Raw genomic sequence first — 15,649 nt, 5'->3', positions numbered from 1 at the left:
TTTAACCCCACCTAATATTATTTTATAGAATTTCCAACCTCAATCAAATATTGTCCGTATGCAGTTTTTATCAATGGAGCTGCTAATTTTATTAACTGATCTCTATTTATATACCCTTTACGAAACGCAATTTCTTCAATACAAGCTATATATAGGCCTTGGCGTTTTTGTATTGCTTCAACAAAATTTGAAGCTTCTAGTAGTGATTCATGAGTTCCTGTATCTAGCCACGCTAAACCTCTACCGGTTAATTCAACTTTTAACTGATTTCTTTTTAAGTAATATTCAATAATTGATGTTATCTCCTTCTCCCCTCTAACTGATGGTTTGACCTTCTTTGCGATATTAACTACACTATTATTAAAGAAATATAATCCAGGTACTGCATAGGATGATTTTGGATTATCCGGTTTTTCTTCAATAGATATAGCGTTGTTCATTTCATCAACCTCCACTACTCCGTATGCTCTTGGATCTTTAACATAACATCCAAAAATCGTAGCTGGGTGATTATTGTTAGAAATTTGTTTTAATCTATTACCAAAGTTTGATCCATAAAAAATATTATCTCCTAAAATTAATGCCACAGATTCATCACCTATAAAATCCTTACCTATAATAAAAGCCTCTGCTAATCCATTGGGGTTAGCTTGAATAGCATAACTAAAACTCATTCCTATTTGCTTCCCATCACCAAGCAACTCTTTAAAAATTTTGATATCTCTTGGTGTGGAAATAATTAAGACTTCTTTTATATTGGCGAGCATTAAAACAGACAAAGGGTAATATATCATTGGTTTATCATATATAGGTAAGATTTGCTTAGATACACTTTTTGTGAGAGGATATAAACGCGTACCTGATCCTCCAGCTAATATTATTCCCTTCATAATGCCTCCTCTATTTTACTTATTTCTTTTTTTAATATCCATTGAGAAAAACTATATATTGCTAGATAATTTAATGACATAACTACAGAGTAAAGACCTACTGCCCAGTATGAATTTAATGAAAGTAAATATACTATACCAAACACTATAAGAACTAGTATTAAACGCAAAACAACCAAAAAAAACGATTCTCTTACTCTTTCAAAAACGGAGGTTATATTACTAATTGGTGTAGTAATAAAATTAAAAAAAACTAGTATTGATAACAATCTTGCATACTCACCAGCTTGATACCAGCCATCACCGAACACCAAGGAAAAAAGGAATGGTCCTCCCAACAATAATAATATTAGGGGTAAGAGAGCAATTAATATGAGTTTTTTTTGTAAAGAATCAGTCAATTCTTTAATTTTTTGTGGATTTTCTTTACCCATACTAGCTATTTCACTATAAAAAACATCAGCAACAGATTTACCAATCAGCGACATTGGTAATTTGACTATATTATTTGCTAATCCATAGAAACCAACCACACCCCCACCATAAATGCTAGCCAAAAAAATAATAGGCAATTGCATTGTGAATGTATGGAGTAATTTATCCGGACCAGAGTATAGCGGGAAATGATAATACCTTTTCCACACACACTTCATATCTTTTAACGAAACTAATTGAAATAATTCACGTCTATTTAATAAAGATTTTGATAGCGTTAGTGTTCCTGCACTATGACTAATAATTTTCCCTATTATTAATCCTATAGGTCCAAAGTTAGATATACCAAACGTAATTTTTGATAATTCACCAAAAACTGTCTGGCTCACCCTAGTTTTACTAATAGCTTTAAAATTTTTCTCTCGTAAAGCCCATCTGTTTAAAATTTGATAACATCCCAAAAATAACACCCCTAAAGGTATAAACCACCGAAATTTTGTTATTTGATTTGTGTTACCAAATATAAACAAGAATGAGTTTCCCACACCAACAATAATAATTAACATTACAACATAGAGCAATAGAATTACAAAACTTAAAACTAATAAATTTACAGCTTGCTTCTCTTTTGTAGCTATTGGTATTGCGATTTCATACCTTAAGGAAGAAGCAATAATGAGTATGCTAATGATCGATGTGAATATTGTAAGAATACCTATTTCATCGGGTGTATAAAGCCTTGTTATTATTGGAGAAAAGAACAAATTTAACACTTGCGCAATTGCCGTCCCACCAGCGATCATAAAAACATTTTTCGAAAAATTATTTCTGAGTAGTTTTCTAATTGAATTCAAGATTGTTCTCCTTGATCTTATAATTTACTAGTTTTATTATTTGACTGAAATCAGATATAAATGAATCCCTATTGAAATCATTTTTTATTAAAAACACATTCTCTCCGTTGAGCAGTAATCTATCCTGTATCTCCTTAACCTTCTCAAATTCATTTTCTAGCGCTGAGTGTTTTTGAATATTAGTATACTCAGACCAAACTTTCGGCCAGCCTTGTTTTCTTTTTTCAATTCTCTCATAATTTTTTTCGATATTACTTTCGATGATTATATAAATTTTTGAGTGTTTGCTATAATTAATTTTCTTGTTTTGCATTACAGAATTTAAATAATGATCAAATAGTTTAGGATTATATTTGCTACCCATATAAATACCAGATGCTTGAATAATACCTTCATCTAATATGACAATTGATTTGTTATTAATATTTCTGTTTATTATCATGTTATTTTTAAAGTTTACTAATATATATGATATTTCTCGTTTTTTAATTTTTATTTTTTTTTTCGATTTTAATATTTTTAAGCAAATTCTAATAAAATTCCCGTCAATAAAAGATAAATAGCTCAATTTATTAAATATTCTTTTTGTAAAACTTGAGTTAGATTGAATACCTTTCTTACTAATATCCGCTCTTGTATAAACTCCATCTATTCCAGTATCTTCTTGTTTAAAAAGACTTTCTATTTTTTTAGCAAGATATGTTTTCCCAGAACCAGGTGGTGCAATAAATTCTATAATCATGTTTATTTCCCCTTATAAAAATGCTTAATAGAATTAGTGACTTCACTCATATCTTCTTCTGAAATTTTATAATACAGAGGTAACCTTAAAATTCTTTCACTCTCTGTCGTAGTATATTTGTCTTCTCCATAGAATTCACCGTATTTCTTCCCAGCTTCTGAGGAGTGTAAAGGAATATAATGAAAACTAGCAGTAATTTGTTTTCTCTTAAGATACTTTATTAGAGCTTGTCTTTCTTCAAAAGTACTACATTTAATATAAAACATATGAGCGTTGTGTTGACAATTACTTGGTATTACGGGTAATTCAATTAGACCTTTATCTTCTAGCTCTTTTAATTCTCTATAATATAGGTTCCATGTCTTTAGCCTGTTAGTATTAATCATTTCAGCTTCTTCAAGCTGGGCATATAAATAAGCTGCGTTCAACTCACTAGGTAAATATGAACTTCCTATATCAACCCATGAATATTTATCTATCTGACCTCTGAAAAATTTACTTCTATTAGTCCCTTTTTCACGGATAATCTCTGCTCTTTCAATTAAATTCTTGTTCTGAATTAAAAGCGCTCCTCCTTCACCCATTGTATAATTCTTAGTTTCATGGAAACTATAAGTTCCCAAATCACCAATAGCTCCTAGAGCTTTTCCATTATATTTGGACATTACACCTTGGGCAGCATCTTCAATAACAACTAGATTGTATTTTTTAGCGATCTCCAAAATTCTATTCATTTCGCACGATACTCCCGCGTAATGTACTGGTACAATTGCTTTAGTTTTACATGTAATAGCTTGTTCAATTAAATTTTCATCAATATTCATGGTATCTGGTCTAATATCAACAAAAATAATTTTAGCTCCTCTCAACACGAATGCATTCACTGTTGAAACAAAAGTAAAAGACGGTGCTATTACTTCATCCCCTGGTTGAATATTAGCTAATATTGCTGCCATTTCTAGAGCATGGGTACATGATGTAGTAAGTAAGACTTTTGGGATGGAGAAATTTTTTTCAAACCAAGAATTACACTTCATGGTAAAATGTCCATCTCCACAAATCTTTTGTCTATCTTCTATTACTTCTCTAATATATTTTTGTTCCTTTCCTATGAAAGGTGGTTTATTAAAATTTATCATTAAAATCCCCCCTTGCAATAATACCACTGCATTATATTATTGATTAAGAAACCACTTTTAATATAGGCATTAATTGCTTTGGTATTTCTCCCCTGTGTTGAAACGTATATTTTATTACAATTATTATTAATAGATAAATTATTAATGAAACATAATAGTCTTTGACTAATTTTTTTACCTTGAAACTCAGGGAAAACACCAATTAACCCAATCACTAACTTTTTATTCGAGATTTTATAAGTGATAAATCCTTCTAAAGAATCTTCACCATAATAACCAACACAGTTATCATCCAGTTCTCCTTTTATACTATTAGTAACCCATGTGTAATAAAATTCATTTATTTTTTGTTTACTACCTATGGAAGAAAATCTAGATACGCCTCCATATAATGAATAAAATTTATCTTTCCATACATGGAAGTCCTCAACTTTAGCATCTTGAAAAGCATTGACTTCAACTATTTCACTTTCCTCTTGAACCTCTTTTACTAGATTCACTTTACTTTCAACAAATCTGAAATTGTTATCTACCAAAAAATTAATATAATCTATATCACTATCGTTTGCTAACGCTTGAATAATATATGGCGTGCTATCCAATTCATTATGGTAATCTAATTCATTAGGTTCTGCTTCATATAATTTGTTTGCATTGTAAAGTCCTACGTTCCAAAAGTTAGTATCCCATTCCATTTTGGTTATTTTTAACACCTAAACTTCACCTTCACTAAAAATCCCCTTCCAATCTTCAATTAATTTTGATTCTGAAAACTGCCTTTTCACATTTTTAATGTTTTTTTCCCGAACTTCTTTACCCATTTCTTCAAATAAATTCTCAAAATCATCATTTGCATTATATACCTTCAAATCATGATCTAAACAAAACTGCCATGTAGTAATTACATCGCGTATATAAACCTTTTTCCCCAATCCTAATAATGATATTATGTTCCCTAGCGCCTGTTGTCTTTTATGATTGAAAATGGCTATATCAATTTTAGCAAGTATATCGAGATATTTATCGAAAGGCATGAATTCAGTTATTGGAGTGAATTTTTCCCCATACAGATTTCTTCCATAGTTTATAATTGTTTCAGCATAACCTTCATCTCCATATGATAACGGGCATATAATTTCTATTTCCATATCTTTATATTTATTTACTTTGTCCAAAATTTCTATATGATTATTACTTGGATCAGCAGAGTTACCAATTTGAATGTATATTCTATCAGTGGTTTCTAATTCCTTATTGACAATGTAATCTTTATACAAATTACTAGGGTACAAAAATGAGTAATAGTATTTCCCTTTAAATCCGTACCATCTTTTAGCTAAATCATAATCTCCTTTAATATGTGTTACTAAACCAGCCATTTTCTTAATAATAGATTTACGTATGAATTCATATAGATTATATAAAAAACCCCTATTACTCACTTCACGACAATATAAGTCTCCCCCCCAGACAACCCAATAACATTTTTTTAATAACCAAGGCTGCATGAATAAAAGTATTACTATGCTTGAGGAAAAAATACTGTGTAGTATTATTTTATCTGAGCAATTCATTTCTCTAAGCAATTTAAATAAATGTACTATTTTTTTGCTCACACATATTACATTACCATTAAGTAGGATCGGGTTATTTTCAGTATTTCCTTCACCTAAAATAACGAAAAAATGTTCATAAGAATTAAATTCTTTATTAACGAATTGAATATAGGATTGTGTAAATTTTTGATTTGGCATTACATGTAAATTATACACTGTTTACTATTCACTCCTATTGCTTATATGTTTCTATATAAATATCAAATAAATAATTTCAATTACAAAAAAATTTTACACTATTGGAATTTTTACAGACCTTTATATGAGATCCCACAAACAATCGCCAGATTAACCCAAAAAAAACTATTCAGTAGCATTCCATGTGTAAAGAAAGAAATGATCAGGTAACTGAGAAGACCTAAAGTAAGTATATTCCTGTTTTTTATAACTACGTATGAAATCCTGAGCAGAAATAAAAACAATATACTAAATCCAATAAAACCCAACGAAACAAAAGTATCTACAAACACAGAATGAGCATAGTAGTCAAATCCTCCTTTAATTGCTAAGTTTCTAAATTGTGCTAACCCAGCTCCAAAAAACCACTGCATTCCATTCATCTCTCTAATGGTAGTCTCCCAAATTAACCATCTAATATTACCAAAATACGAGTCGCCTGTATAAAGCGATGCGGAGGGTCGTAATCTTTCAAATAGCTCTGTTTCTGTCGGCAAGGAACTAACCAATAGAGAAATTGCAATAATTATCATCAAAAAGGAAAAGATTAAATAACCTTTATTGATTCTTCTTATTTTCCCTTTCCATAGCATAGAAAAAAATAACATGACTCCAAAAGAAATCACTATAGCTAATATAACCCCACGAGAGCCTGTCATTATTAAGAGTATTGCAAAGATTGAAATGAGAAAGATATGAATCATTCTATTCCCTCTTGTAAAAGGAAAAGATAAGTAGCTATAGCTTGATAAAATATAATTCCTGTAAATCAATGATATAAGCATAGTAAATAATGAATAACCAACAATATTGGACATAGCACGTACATTACCAGCCACACTAAGTCTTCTAAAACCATCGGACATAATTTCTGGTGCCGAAAAAACAAGTGCACTTATGGTAGCTATAATAAATGCATATAAAAATAAATTAATTGCTGTATGATCTACATAACACAATCTAGCAGTAAAAATTAGTATCATCAAAAAGCAGAATAACGCAATGTTACTCGCAAAACTTGTTCCATCCAAATTGAAAATATAGGAAATAACAGATGTTAAAGTTAACATGAATACAAAATATATTATATTTTTTTTGTATTGTAATGCACCTGTTTTTATGCTGTTTATGACCTCTTTTATCAATAAAGTTCCTGTAACTGCTATTAACAATGTATTAAATGTACTCATATTATGTTGTGTTTCAAATATACCACTAGTACTAATAGTTAATATCCAAAGACTTAAGCCAATACTGGAATTATACAGAGTTACAACTATTAAAATTAAAGTTAGATAACTAATATTTTGAGAGTTTGGATAAATTAGCATAATATGATTAATTATTGCTAAAAAAAGCAATATAAATATCCCTCTCTTTTTTCTCTCTATAGTTATTAAGTTACTCAATTAACAAGCCTCCTAAAATCTAAAGTATATTTTTAAAAGTTTATGTTACCCCATTACTTTTCACTATTTTTAATATTTTCTTATCTTAAAACGCGTTAAGTAAGCTAAGTATCCTAGAGGGTAATATAATAACGTCATAAGTTTGTTAGGTGAATTTTTAATGGCATTTTTATCATTACTTAGTATCGAGCCCGCAATGTACATTATTGCATGCTTGCTCTTAGGAACAAGGCCTATAGCTAGGTCAAAGGATTGTTTTTTCACTAATGTATAACCTTTTGGATTTTTTTTAATAATCTCAAGCTTATTTTTAGTTAATCCATCCGCCAAATATTCACAAATGCAAAGTTTTTCTTGTGACACTTTAAATTTATACTTCCTATTAATCTCTCTAGCGAGATATTCTGGTGAAATAAACTTCTCGCCTTTAATTTCAGGAAAACGATAATCGTTAATTATTTCCTTTTTATAAAATTGAATAAATTCAGACCTAATTCTATATTTATCAGTTATGGCCATTATTGTAGTTTCAGTTACATTTAGAGGTATTCTTCTACCACCCATTACCCCTCCATTGCAATGATTTCTAAGTGCCAACATTCCACAATATGAAGGTTCTTTGCTGATAGGTTCTAAAGTTTTTATAGCTTCTTCTATTGCACCTGGTGTCAATTGATCATCTGAATCCAAGCAGACAAAGTACTTTGTCTTTAGCATGTCAAATGAGAAATTTAATGCGGATGCTTTTCCACCATTTTTTTTCTTATAATATTCAATATTTAAGTGTTTTTCATTCATCCATTTTTCTACTAATTTTTCTGTGTTATCTGTTGATCCATCATCTATTATTATCCAAATAAACGATTTATTAGTTTGTTTTTTTAATGATAGATAACACTTATCTAATATATAGCCTCTATTAAATGTTGGTGTTACTACAGTAACCATAGCATCTTTTTTCATATGTTATACTTCCTTTTTAAAAATCTCCGTGGAGTAAGCATCAACTACTACCTGCCTATTAAACTCCTTTTCTACCTTTTTTCTACCAGCCAAACCCATCTGTTTTTTTTCAGCAAAACTCATGTTTAAAAATCTCTCTACCTTCTCTATAATGTCGTTACTATTCTGTTCTTCTACTATAAAACCAGTACTTCCATCTTCTACAATTTCTCTACAACCACTTCTGTTAGTTGTTATAACAGGTCTGCCACAAGCTGCACTTTCTAGAAGAACATTCGACATTCCTTCAGGATAAAATGTTGGGTGTATTGTACAGTGAGAAATCGTATAAAACTTCCTAACATCACTTTGCATACCATGATATTGAATAATACCTTTTTCAGTCATATCTTTTAATTTTTCTTCATAAGATTCTTCACAAAATCCAAGAATATGAAATTCAGTGTTAGGATATTTACTCTTAATATATTCTGCTGTATCAAGATATTGTTCTATCCCTTTTTGCTTCATAACTCTTGAGATAAATAAAAAATTAATAACATCGTCTTGAGGATAATCCAAAACTTTAAAGAACTTTAAGTTAACTCCAGAACCAGGAATTACTTTTTGTTTTCCTTTAATGCTTATTTTACTATTTATGAAGTCAGCGTTTTCCTTATTTTGAAAGAACACACATGAAGCATTTTTTAAAGCTAACTGGTATAAAAATATAGTAGTTTTCTGTAACAAACCACCATTCTCGACAGCGGTGCCAAGCCCTGTAATATTTGAAATGTATGGTGTTTTGGCAAGCCTACACATCATTCCCCCGTAGATATTAGGTTTAATTGTATACGACAATACTATGTCCGGCTTGACCTTATCCAAAATCTTTTTATACTTAACCATCAGTTTAAAGTCAGTAATAGGATTCGTTCCTCTTCTGCTAATATTCGTGTTTATAAATTCACACCCTAAGTCAACCAGTTCTTTTACAAACTTTCCATCAGGTAAAGATATAAACACTTTGTTATCTTTTAACAGTTCTTCAATCAGTTCTTTTCTAAATTTATACAATCCTACATCATTATTAGCTAATATCAGAACTTTCTTCATTAGTTAATTCTCCTCACCGGAACCCCAACATATGTCCCAGGTTCATTGATGTGCTTTATCACCACAGCACCTGCCCCTATTTTGCATCCACTGTAGATGTTTACGTTATTGCTTACAACACTACCAATTCCTAGCCACGTACCTTTTCCTATATTTACGTTCCCAGCACTTCTCACTCCAGGCGATATATGGACATAATCTTCTAAGATAGTGTCATGATCCAAGCTAGAACTCGTATTAATAATGCAACCTTTACCAATATTGCTTGAGCTATTGACAACAGCCCCCGCCATAATAACAGTACCTTCACCAATTTCAACATCTAGTCCTATTATTGCTTCGGGATGAACTAAACTTATTATATTTGAACCATCAGTCCTCAGCTTTTCTTGCAACAGTTCTCTCATAGCATTATCTCCTATTGCTACAAAGAACTCGGCTTCCTTCCTATATCTAAAATAGTCATCTACTTTTCCGATAACTTTCAATCCCATACACTTCTTAGTAGCAACGTCATCATCGAGGAAGGCGATGCTCTCCCATTTGTTCAACTTTATTGCTATATCTGCTGCAACTTTACCGTGCCCGCCAGCTCCAATTATAAGAAGTTTATCTTTCATGACCCGATTTGCTCCTTTTCATTCCCTTTAAAAGGTTCAATTGTAGCTGCGTTTTTTGAATTAACACCTTCTCTGACAAACGTTTTTTTGATTGTAAGTAAAATTATTTCCCAGTCACCTATAAAACTCATGTTATCGACATATTTCACATCAAGATTGAACTTATCTTCCCAACTAATCGTATTCCTTCCGCTGACTTGAGCTAACCCTGATAAACCCGGTCTTACTTCATGTCGACGCTTTTGATGATCATTATATAAAGTCAGATACTGTATTAATAAAGGCCTAGGACCAATTATAGACATTTCACCTTTTAGGATATTAAATAGTTCAGGAAGCTCATCTAGCGATGTAGATCTCAAAAACTTTCCGAATTTTGTCAATCTTAAACTATCTGGTAATAAAACTCCACTATCATCTTTTTCATTCGTCATTGTTCTGAATTTATACATCATAAAGATTTTTTCATTTAGACCAGGTCGTTTTTGTTTAAATAGTATCGGGCTACCAAGTCTAGTTCTTACTAAAATTGCCAATAGTAAAATTATCGGACTTAAGGCTATAATAGCAATCAATGAGAGCATAAAATCCATTGGTCTTTTTACAAACCTTTTATAAATCTTACCTTTTGAACTACTCATTATTTACACCACAACTTCTTTATTATCTCTACAATTTTAGTCAACTGTGAATCCGTTAATTTAGTATCACTCGGCAAACAAACACCATCTTCAAACAGTTCATTGGACACGTTCTTTCCGACAAAATCATACTCCTCAAAGAATGGCTGCATATGCATCGGTTTCCAAATTGGCCTTGACTCAATATTCTCTTCCTCTAAAACTTCAAAGATGTCTATTGGTCTAATTTTCCCACTTAATGTCATTGCACTCAACCAATAATTCGGTTCGTCCCATTCATTAGTAGGCATGAACTGAACCCCTTCAAGTTCCCCCAATTCTTTTTTGTAATAGTCAAAGATATATCGTTTCTTTTCAACTCTCTGATCCAATACTTTAAGTTGACCTCTACCAATACCTGCAACTACATTACTCATACGATAATTAAAACCTAATTCGCTATGCTGATAGTGTCTAGCTTGATCTCTAGATTGAGTTGCCCAGAATCTAGCTTTTGCAATACGTTCTTCATTATCAGAAACAAGCATTCCACCACCAGAAGTAGTAATGATTTTATTTCCGTTAAACGAGAATATTCCATAATCACCAAACGTTCCGGTCTGTTTACTTTTATAGTAAGTACCTAAGCTTTCAGCTGCATCTTCTATTAAAACAACATTATGTTTCTTACAGAGTTCTACTATTTGATCCATATCAGCAGACAAACCATACAGATGCACAACAATAACTGCCTTAACTTCTGGATACTTATGAAAGGCTTCTTCTAATGCTTGTGGACACATGTTCCATGTTGCATAATCACTATCTATAAATACAGGGGTTGCACTTTGATAGATAATTGGATTAGCTGTGGCTGAAAATGTAAGGGTGGGACAGAATACAATATCCCCTTCACCAACTCCCGCTGCCTTTAATGCCAAGTGAATAGCTGCCGTTCCAGAGGAAAGTGCTGCAGCTGCCTTTGAACCAACTTTATCTGCTAATTCTCTCTCAAATCCATTAACGTTTTCACCTAGTGGAGCAATCCAATTTGTATCGAAAGCTTCCTGCACATATTCCATTTCATAACCTTCATCGCTCATATGTGGTGATGAAAGAAAAATTCTATCTTTATTTTTAGTTGTTCCCATCTTTAAGACTTCCTTCCTAATGTTGGTTACTTAGTATAGTAGAACTTAATTGGAAATTCCAATTAACTTCTAAAATACCCAGATGACATTCACTGAATATGACCTATCACTTTAAAAGGGAATCAGCTACTACCTATAGCAAAAATAGTAGCTGAATCAATATAACATCTTTTATAATAGACTTATGTTACGGCTTCAACTTCCCGCTCCCCAAAAACAATCCCCATCAATTCATCCTTAAGTTCCTCATTCGAATATTTCGGGAATTGCTCAATCAAAGCTAGCAGCCGTTCGGTATGCACTTCTTTTGTTCGTCCTACGTAAATCTTTTCATAAACTTCGCCTGGGAGAATTTCATCTTCCCCTAACAGTTCTTCATACATCTTCTCACCTGGTCGTATTCCGCTAAATTCAATCGGAATATCTTTGGTCGAGAATCCGGATAGTTTAATTAGATTCTTCGCTAAATCAACAATCTTCACAGGCTCACCCATATCCAAAACGAATATTTCTCCACCTTTGGCTAGGGTTCCCGCTTGAATCACGAGTCGAGAAGCTTCTGGAATCGTCATAAAATAACGAGTCATATTAGGATGGGTAACCGTAATAGGACCACCCGCTTCAATTTGCTTCTTAAAGAGCGGGATTACACTACCGCGACTTCCGAGTACATTACCAAATCGTACCGCAACAAATTTTGTTTTGCTTCGGGAGGCTAGATCTTGCACAACCATTTCTGCTACTCGTTTTGTTGCGCCCATCACATTCGTTGGGTTTACCGCTTTATCAGTAGACACCAACACAAATGTGCCAATCCCAAACGTATCTGCCGCTTCGGCTACGTTTCTCGTTCCAATCACATTGTTCTTAATTGCTTCATGTGGGTTATGCTCCATTAACGGCACATGTTTATGTGCAGCTGCATGATAAACAATTGTTGGTTGATATGTCTCCATTATGCTAAACATCCGCTTTCGATCTTGCACATCACCAATAATTGGAATGATCTCGACATCTTTTGTCTGGAATGTGTTACGCAACTCCATATCTATCGAGTAAATACTAAATTCCCCGTGTCCTACTAAGATGAGTCGATCAGGAGTAAAACGCATCAGCTGCCGACAAATCTCTGAACCAATCGAACCACCAGCACCAGTAACCATTACGGTCTGATCGGTCACATATTCAGAAATTTTATGAATATCTAGTGTCACTGGAGGTCTTCCAAGTACATCCTCTACATCTACATTACGCAAGGCATTTACAGACACGCGACCTGTTGCGATATCCTCAATTTTCGGTAAAATTTGAACTTTTGCATCTGCTTTATTACACTGGTTGATAATGTTCTTTAAGTCACCATTTTTTAGTGAAGGAATCGCAATGACAATATGGTCAATTGCTTCCGCTTCCACCACTTCAAGAATATTATCTGTTCCACCAATTACAGGAATATCATAAAGTTGCATTCGATGCTTCGTCACATCATCATCCACGAACGCAACCGGACAAAGATCCGTGTTATGATGCTCATTTTTCAACTGACGAGCAATCATCGCCCCCGCTGCACCTGCTCCTACAATCAACGTTCGCTTCTGATCTTTTTGTCGAACAAGAAAACGATCTCGTACGATTCGCCACGTGAATCTTGTTCCACCAATTAAGAGTAAATATAGTAAATAGGTAACCAGCAATGCTCTGCGATAAATAGAGAAGCCATTAATAAAATATTGAATAATTCCGGTAGATACGACAGATAACGTAATGGCTTGCACAATCGCAAATAATTCATTCACACTCGCATAGGCCCACACTTTATGATAAAGCTTATATAAAAATGCATACAGATGATGAAACACCAAAAGGGAAATCGTACTGATGATCACCGTTTGAGTGGACCATACTTGCATTCCTGGGTATACAATCCAAGAGGCAACAAAAATTGCTAGACTAACTGTCAATGAATCTAGCAACATAAGTAGAAACATTCTTTTTCGATAAGACATACGCTTGCCTCCCTCTTCTTCATGATGATTAACACCTGTTTTGTTGTTTTTAAACAAATGGGAAAGATAGCATAAATTATGCACCCTTTCCTTATCTCAACCTAGTTCTTTACTTGTAACTGCTCCACAAGCTCGATCAGCATTTTTTCCACATCAGATCCAATGTCTTTATTTTTTAAAGCGAACTCTAACGTGGTACGCACAAAGCCAAGCTGTTCTCCAACATCATAACGCGCTCCTTGGAAATCATAGGCATAGACTTTTTGAATTTCATTTAGCATTTGAATCGCATCGGTTAGTTGAATCTCTCCACCTGTACCGACTTGTTGACGATCTAGGAAATGAAAGATTTCTGGTGTGAATACATAACGACCCATGATTGCTAAGTTAGAAGGTGCAGTTCCAAGTGCTGGTTTTTCCACAAAATGATTTACTTGATAACGACGTCCGGTTTGCGAACTTGGATCAACAATCCCATAACGATCAGTCACACTATGATCCACCTGTTGCACACCAATGACTGATGATTCTGTTTCTTCGTATTGATTGATTAGTTGTTTTAAACAAGGAACATCGCTTTGCACGATATCATCACCGAGCAGTACAGCAAATGGCTCATCACCAATGAATTTACGAGCACACCATACCGCATGCCCAAGTCCTTTTGGTTCTTTTTGGCGGATATAATGAATATCAGCTAGATTCGTAGATTGCTCTACTTTATGTAGCAGATTCAACTTATTCTTTTCTTTTAAATTCTGTTCTAGTTCAGGCGCAAAATCAAAATGATCTTCAATCGCACGCTTCCCTTTTCCGGTAACGATAATGATGTCTTCGATTCCTGAAGCAACCGCTTCTTCAACAATATATTGAATCGTCGGCTTATCTACAATCGGTAACATTTCTTTCGGCATCGCTTTTGTTGCTGGCAAAAATCGTGTACCTAAACCAGCAGCAGGAATAATTGCTTTTTTTACTTTTTTCATAATTGGTATAACTCCTTTTTCATCTCTAATATTTCATTTAGATGGGTTTCCTAATCCAGCAAGGTCAATACAGCCACACACTTTCCTATGTGTATGTGCGATTGGTTCTCTCTAGTACAGAAAAAACAACTTAGAACAAGCCGAGGAATTTTTTTTGTTTAATCCGTGTGGGTTCTTCCGCGAATACCGTTTGTCCTTCGATTAACAATTGGGCGTTTTCCATTAGGTAATAAACGGTGCCTGTTCCATATATTTGTTTAATTTCTTTCGTTGCTTCTTGCATATAAGAGCGCCTTGACGTTGTATTATGCGTATCAGATGCTACAAAGTGTGTTAAGTTCGCTTCGATTAAGTCATGCGAGAATTTCTTAATTTTTTTCCCAAATTTACCGACAAGACTTGCAGCGGTAATTTGAGTTAGCGCACCATTTCGAACAAAGTCATACAACATATTCGGGTGCTCTAGTAATTGTGTGTTTCGCTCTGGGTGCACAATGATTGGTGTGATCTCTTGTACTTGCAGATCAAACAATAGTTGCGCGGTAAAACGAGGAACATGATTGGTTGGTAACTCTACCAATACATATCTACTTGTTTCATTAATAGGTAATAATTCATTGTGGTTAAGGTCTTCGATCATCTCTCCATAGATACGAATTTCTTGACCAGGTAAAATAGTCACAGGGATTCCCTCTGCTTCTAAACGTTTGTTTAGTTCAGCAACCCCTTGGATGATAGAATCTTTTGGATTATCATATCTTCCATTTTTATGATGAGGTGTGGCGAGCATCGTATGAATACCTTGTGAAGCTGCTTCTTTCGCCATCGCAACACTATCTTCCATATGTTTCGCTCCATCATCTACGTTCGGCAATATATGACAGTGGATATCTATCATACGAAGCACTCCTTTTATCTATTAATTATTTTTGTCTCTAACGAAAAA

The 15,649-nt window shown here is 33.3% G+C and carries 15 protein-coding genes; all 15 read right to left on the bottom strand.

Going from position 1 to position 15,649, the window contains the following annotated elements:
- Window positions 1-17: 17 nt before the first annotated feature.
- The gene (gene rfbA, locus OWO01_RS07235) at window positions 18-890 is read right to left on the bottom strand and encodes a glucose-1-phosphate thymidylyltransferase RfbA (RefSeq protein WP_268779772.1); all 873 of its coding nucleotides are present in this window, start codon (window positions 888-890) and stop codon (window positions 18-20) included.
- Window positions 887-2,179, bottom strand: coding sequence for a lipopolysaccharide biosynthesis protein (locus tag OWO01_RS07230; protein ID WP_268779771.1), 1,293 nt, complete (start codon window positions 2,177-2,179; stop codon window positions 887-889). The genes rfbA and OWO01_RS07230 overlap by 4 nt, the downstream gene beginning before the upstream one ends.
- Window positions 2,166-2,921, bottom strand: coding sequence for a hypothetical protein (locus OWO01_RS07225; RefSeq protein WP_268779770.1), 756 nt, complete (start codon window positions 2,919-2,921; stop codon window positions 2,166-2,168). The genes OWO01_RS07230 and OWO01_RS07225 overlap by 14 nt, the downstream gene beginning before the upstream one ends.
- A gap of 2 nt (window positions 2,922-2,923) precedes the next feature.
- A complete protein-coding gene (rffA, locus tag OWO01_RS07220) occupies window positions 2,924-4,060 on the bottom strand; it encodes a dTDP-4-amino-4,6-dideoxygalactose transaminase (protein WP_268779769.1) in 1,137 nt (378 codons plus the stop codon).
- Entirely contained in the window at window positions 4,060-4,773 is a 714-nt protein-coding gene (locus OWO01_RS07215) for a GNAT family N-acetyltransferase (protein WP_268779768.1), read from the bottom strand. The genes rffA and OWO01_RS07215 overlap by 1 nt, the downstream gene beginning before the upstream one ends.
- Complete coding sequence (locus OWO01_RS07210; RefSeq protein WP_268779767.1) at window positions 4,774-5,832, bottom strand: TDP-N-acetylfucosamine:lipid II N-acetylfucosaminyltransferase family protein; 1,059 nt, start codon at window positions 5,830-5,832, stop codon at window positions 4,774-4,776.
- Between the two features lie 92 nt (window positions 5,833-5,924).
- The gene (locus OWO01_RS07205) at window positions 5,925-7,262 is read right to left on the bottom strand and encodes an O-antigen ligase family protein (protein WP_268779766.1); all 1,338 of its coding nucleotides are present in this window, start codon (window positions 7,260-7,262) and stop codon (window positions 5,925-5,927) included.
- 69 nt (window positions 7,263-7,331) lie between these two features.
- Window positions 7,332-8,225, bottom strand: coding sequence for a glycosyltransferase family 2 protein (locus OWO01_RS07200; RefSeq protein ID WP_268779765.1), 894 nt, complete (start codon window positions 8,223-8,225; stop codon window positions 7,332-7,334).
- 3 nt (window positions 8,226-8,228) lie between these two features.
- Window positions 8,229-9,320, bottom strand: coding sequence for a glycosyltransferase family 4 protein (locus tag OWO01_RS07195; protein WP_268779764.1), 1,092 nt, complete (start codon window positions 9,318-9,320; stop codon window positions 8,229-8,231).
- The gene (locus OWO01_RS07190; RefSeq protein ID WP_268779763.1) at window positions 9,320-9,940 is read right to left on the bottom strand and encodes an acetyltransferase; all 621 of its coding nucleotides are present in this window, start codon (window positions 9,938-9,940) and stop codon (window positions 9,320-9,322) included. The genes OWO01_RS07195 and OWO01_RS07190 overlap by 1 nt, the downstream gene beginning before the upstream one ends.
- Complete coding sequence (locus OWO01_RS07185; RefSeq protein ID WP_272506038.1) at window positions 9,937-10,581, bottom strand: sugar transferase; 645 nt, start codon at window positions 10,579-10,581, stop codon at window positions 9,937-9,939. Before OWO01_RS07185 ends, OWO01_RS07190 begins: the two co-directional genes overlap by 4 nt.
- Window positions 10,581-11,711, bottom strand: coding sequence for a DegT/DnrJ/EryC1/StrS family aminotransferase (locus OWO01_RS07180; protein WP_268779762.1), 1,131 nt, complete (start codon window positions 11,709-11,711; stop codon window positions 10,581-10,583). Before OWO01_RS07180 ends, OWO01_RS07185 begins: the two co-directional genes overlap by 1 nt.
- A gap of 182 nt (window positions 11,712-11,893) precedes the next feature.
- Entirely contained in the window at window positions 11,894-13,717 is a 1,824-nt protein-coding gene (locus tag OWO01_RS07175; RefSeq protein ID WP_268779761.1) for a polysaccharide biosynthesis protein, read from the bottom strand.
- A 101-nt stretch (window positions 13,718-13,818) separates the two neighbouring features.
- Window positions 13,819-14,703 carry a UTP--glucose-1-phosphate uridylyltransferase GalU gene (gene galU / locus OWO01_RS07170; RefSeq protein ID WP_268779760.1) on the bottom strand — a complete coding sequence of 295 codons (885 nt, stop codon included), beginning with the start codon at window positions 14,701-14,703 and terminating at the stop codon, window positions 13,819-13,821.
- A gap of 130 nt (window positions 14,704-14,833) precedes the next feature.
- The gene (locus OWO01_RS07165) at window positions 14,834-15,601 is read right to left on the bottom strand and encodes a tyrosine-protein phosphatase (RefSeq protein WP_268779759.1); all 768 of its coding nucleotides are present in this window, start codon (window positions 15,599-15,601) and stop codon (window positions 14,834-14,836) included.
- Window positions 15,602-15,649 lie beyond the last annotated feature (48 nt).

The sequence above is a fragment of the Natronobacillus azotifigens genome, assembly GCF_026805325.1.
GTDB lineage: Bacteria > Bacillota > Bacilli > Bacillales > Amphibacillaceae > Natronobacillus > Natronobacillus azotifigens.
The sequence above is the reverse complement of the archived record's forward strand: the minus strand, read 5'-3'. Positions and strand labels throughout refer to the sequence as shown.

Excerpts from the sequence above, each read along its gene's own strand:
- galU (WP_268779760.1), bottom strand. The coding sequence starts at position 14,703 with ATGAAAAAAGTAAAAAAAGCAATTATTCCTGCTGCTGGTTTAGGTACA.
- OWO01_RS07195 (WP_268779764.1), bottom strand. The coding sequence starts at position 9,320 with ATGAAGAAAGTTCTGATATTAGCTAATAATGATGTAGGATTGTATAAA.
- OWO01_RS07190 (WP_268779763.1), bottom strand. The coding sequence starts at position 9,940 with ATGAAAGATAAACTTCTTATAATTGGAGCTGGCGGGCACGGTAAAGTT.
- OWO01_RS07180 (WP_268779762.1), bottom strand. The coding sequence starts at position 11,711 with ATGGGAACAACTAAAAATAAAGATAGAATTTTTCTTTCATCACCACAT.
- rffA (WP_268779769.1), bottom strand. The coding sequence starts at position 4,060 with ATGATAAATTTTAATAAACCACCTTTCATAGGAAAGGAACAAAAATAT.
- OWO01_RS07165 (WP_268779759.1), bottom strand. The coding sequence starts at position 15,601 with ATGATAGATATCCACTGTCATATATTGCCGAACGTAGATGATGGAGCG.
- OWO01_RS07225 (WP_268779770.1), bottom strand. The coding sequence starts at position 2,921 with ATGATTATAGAATTTATTGCACCACCTGGTTCTGGGAAAACATATCTT.
- OWO01_RS07185 (WP_272506038.1), bottom strand. The coding sequence starts at position 10,581 with ATGAGTAGTTCAAAAGGTAAGATTTATAAAAGGTTTGTAAAAAGACCA.
- OWO01_RS07175 (WP_268779761.1), bottom strand. The coding sequence starts at position 13,717 with ATGTCTTATCGAAAAAGAATGTTTCTACTTATGTTGCTAGATTCATTG.
- OWO01_RS07200 (WP_268779765.1), bottom strand. The coding sequence starts at position 8,225 with ATGAAAAAAGATGCTATGGTTACTGTAGTAACACCAACATTTAATAGA.
- rfbA (WP_268779772.1), bottom strand. The coding sequence starts at position 890 with ATGAAGGGAATAATATTAGCTGGAGGATCAGGTACGCGTTTATATCCT.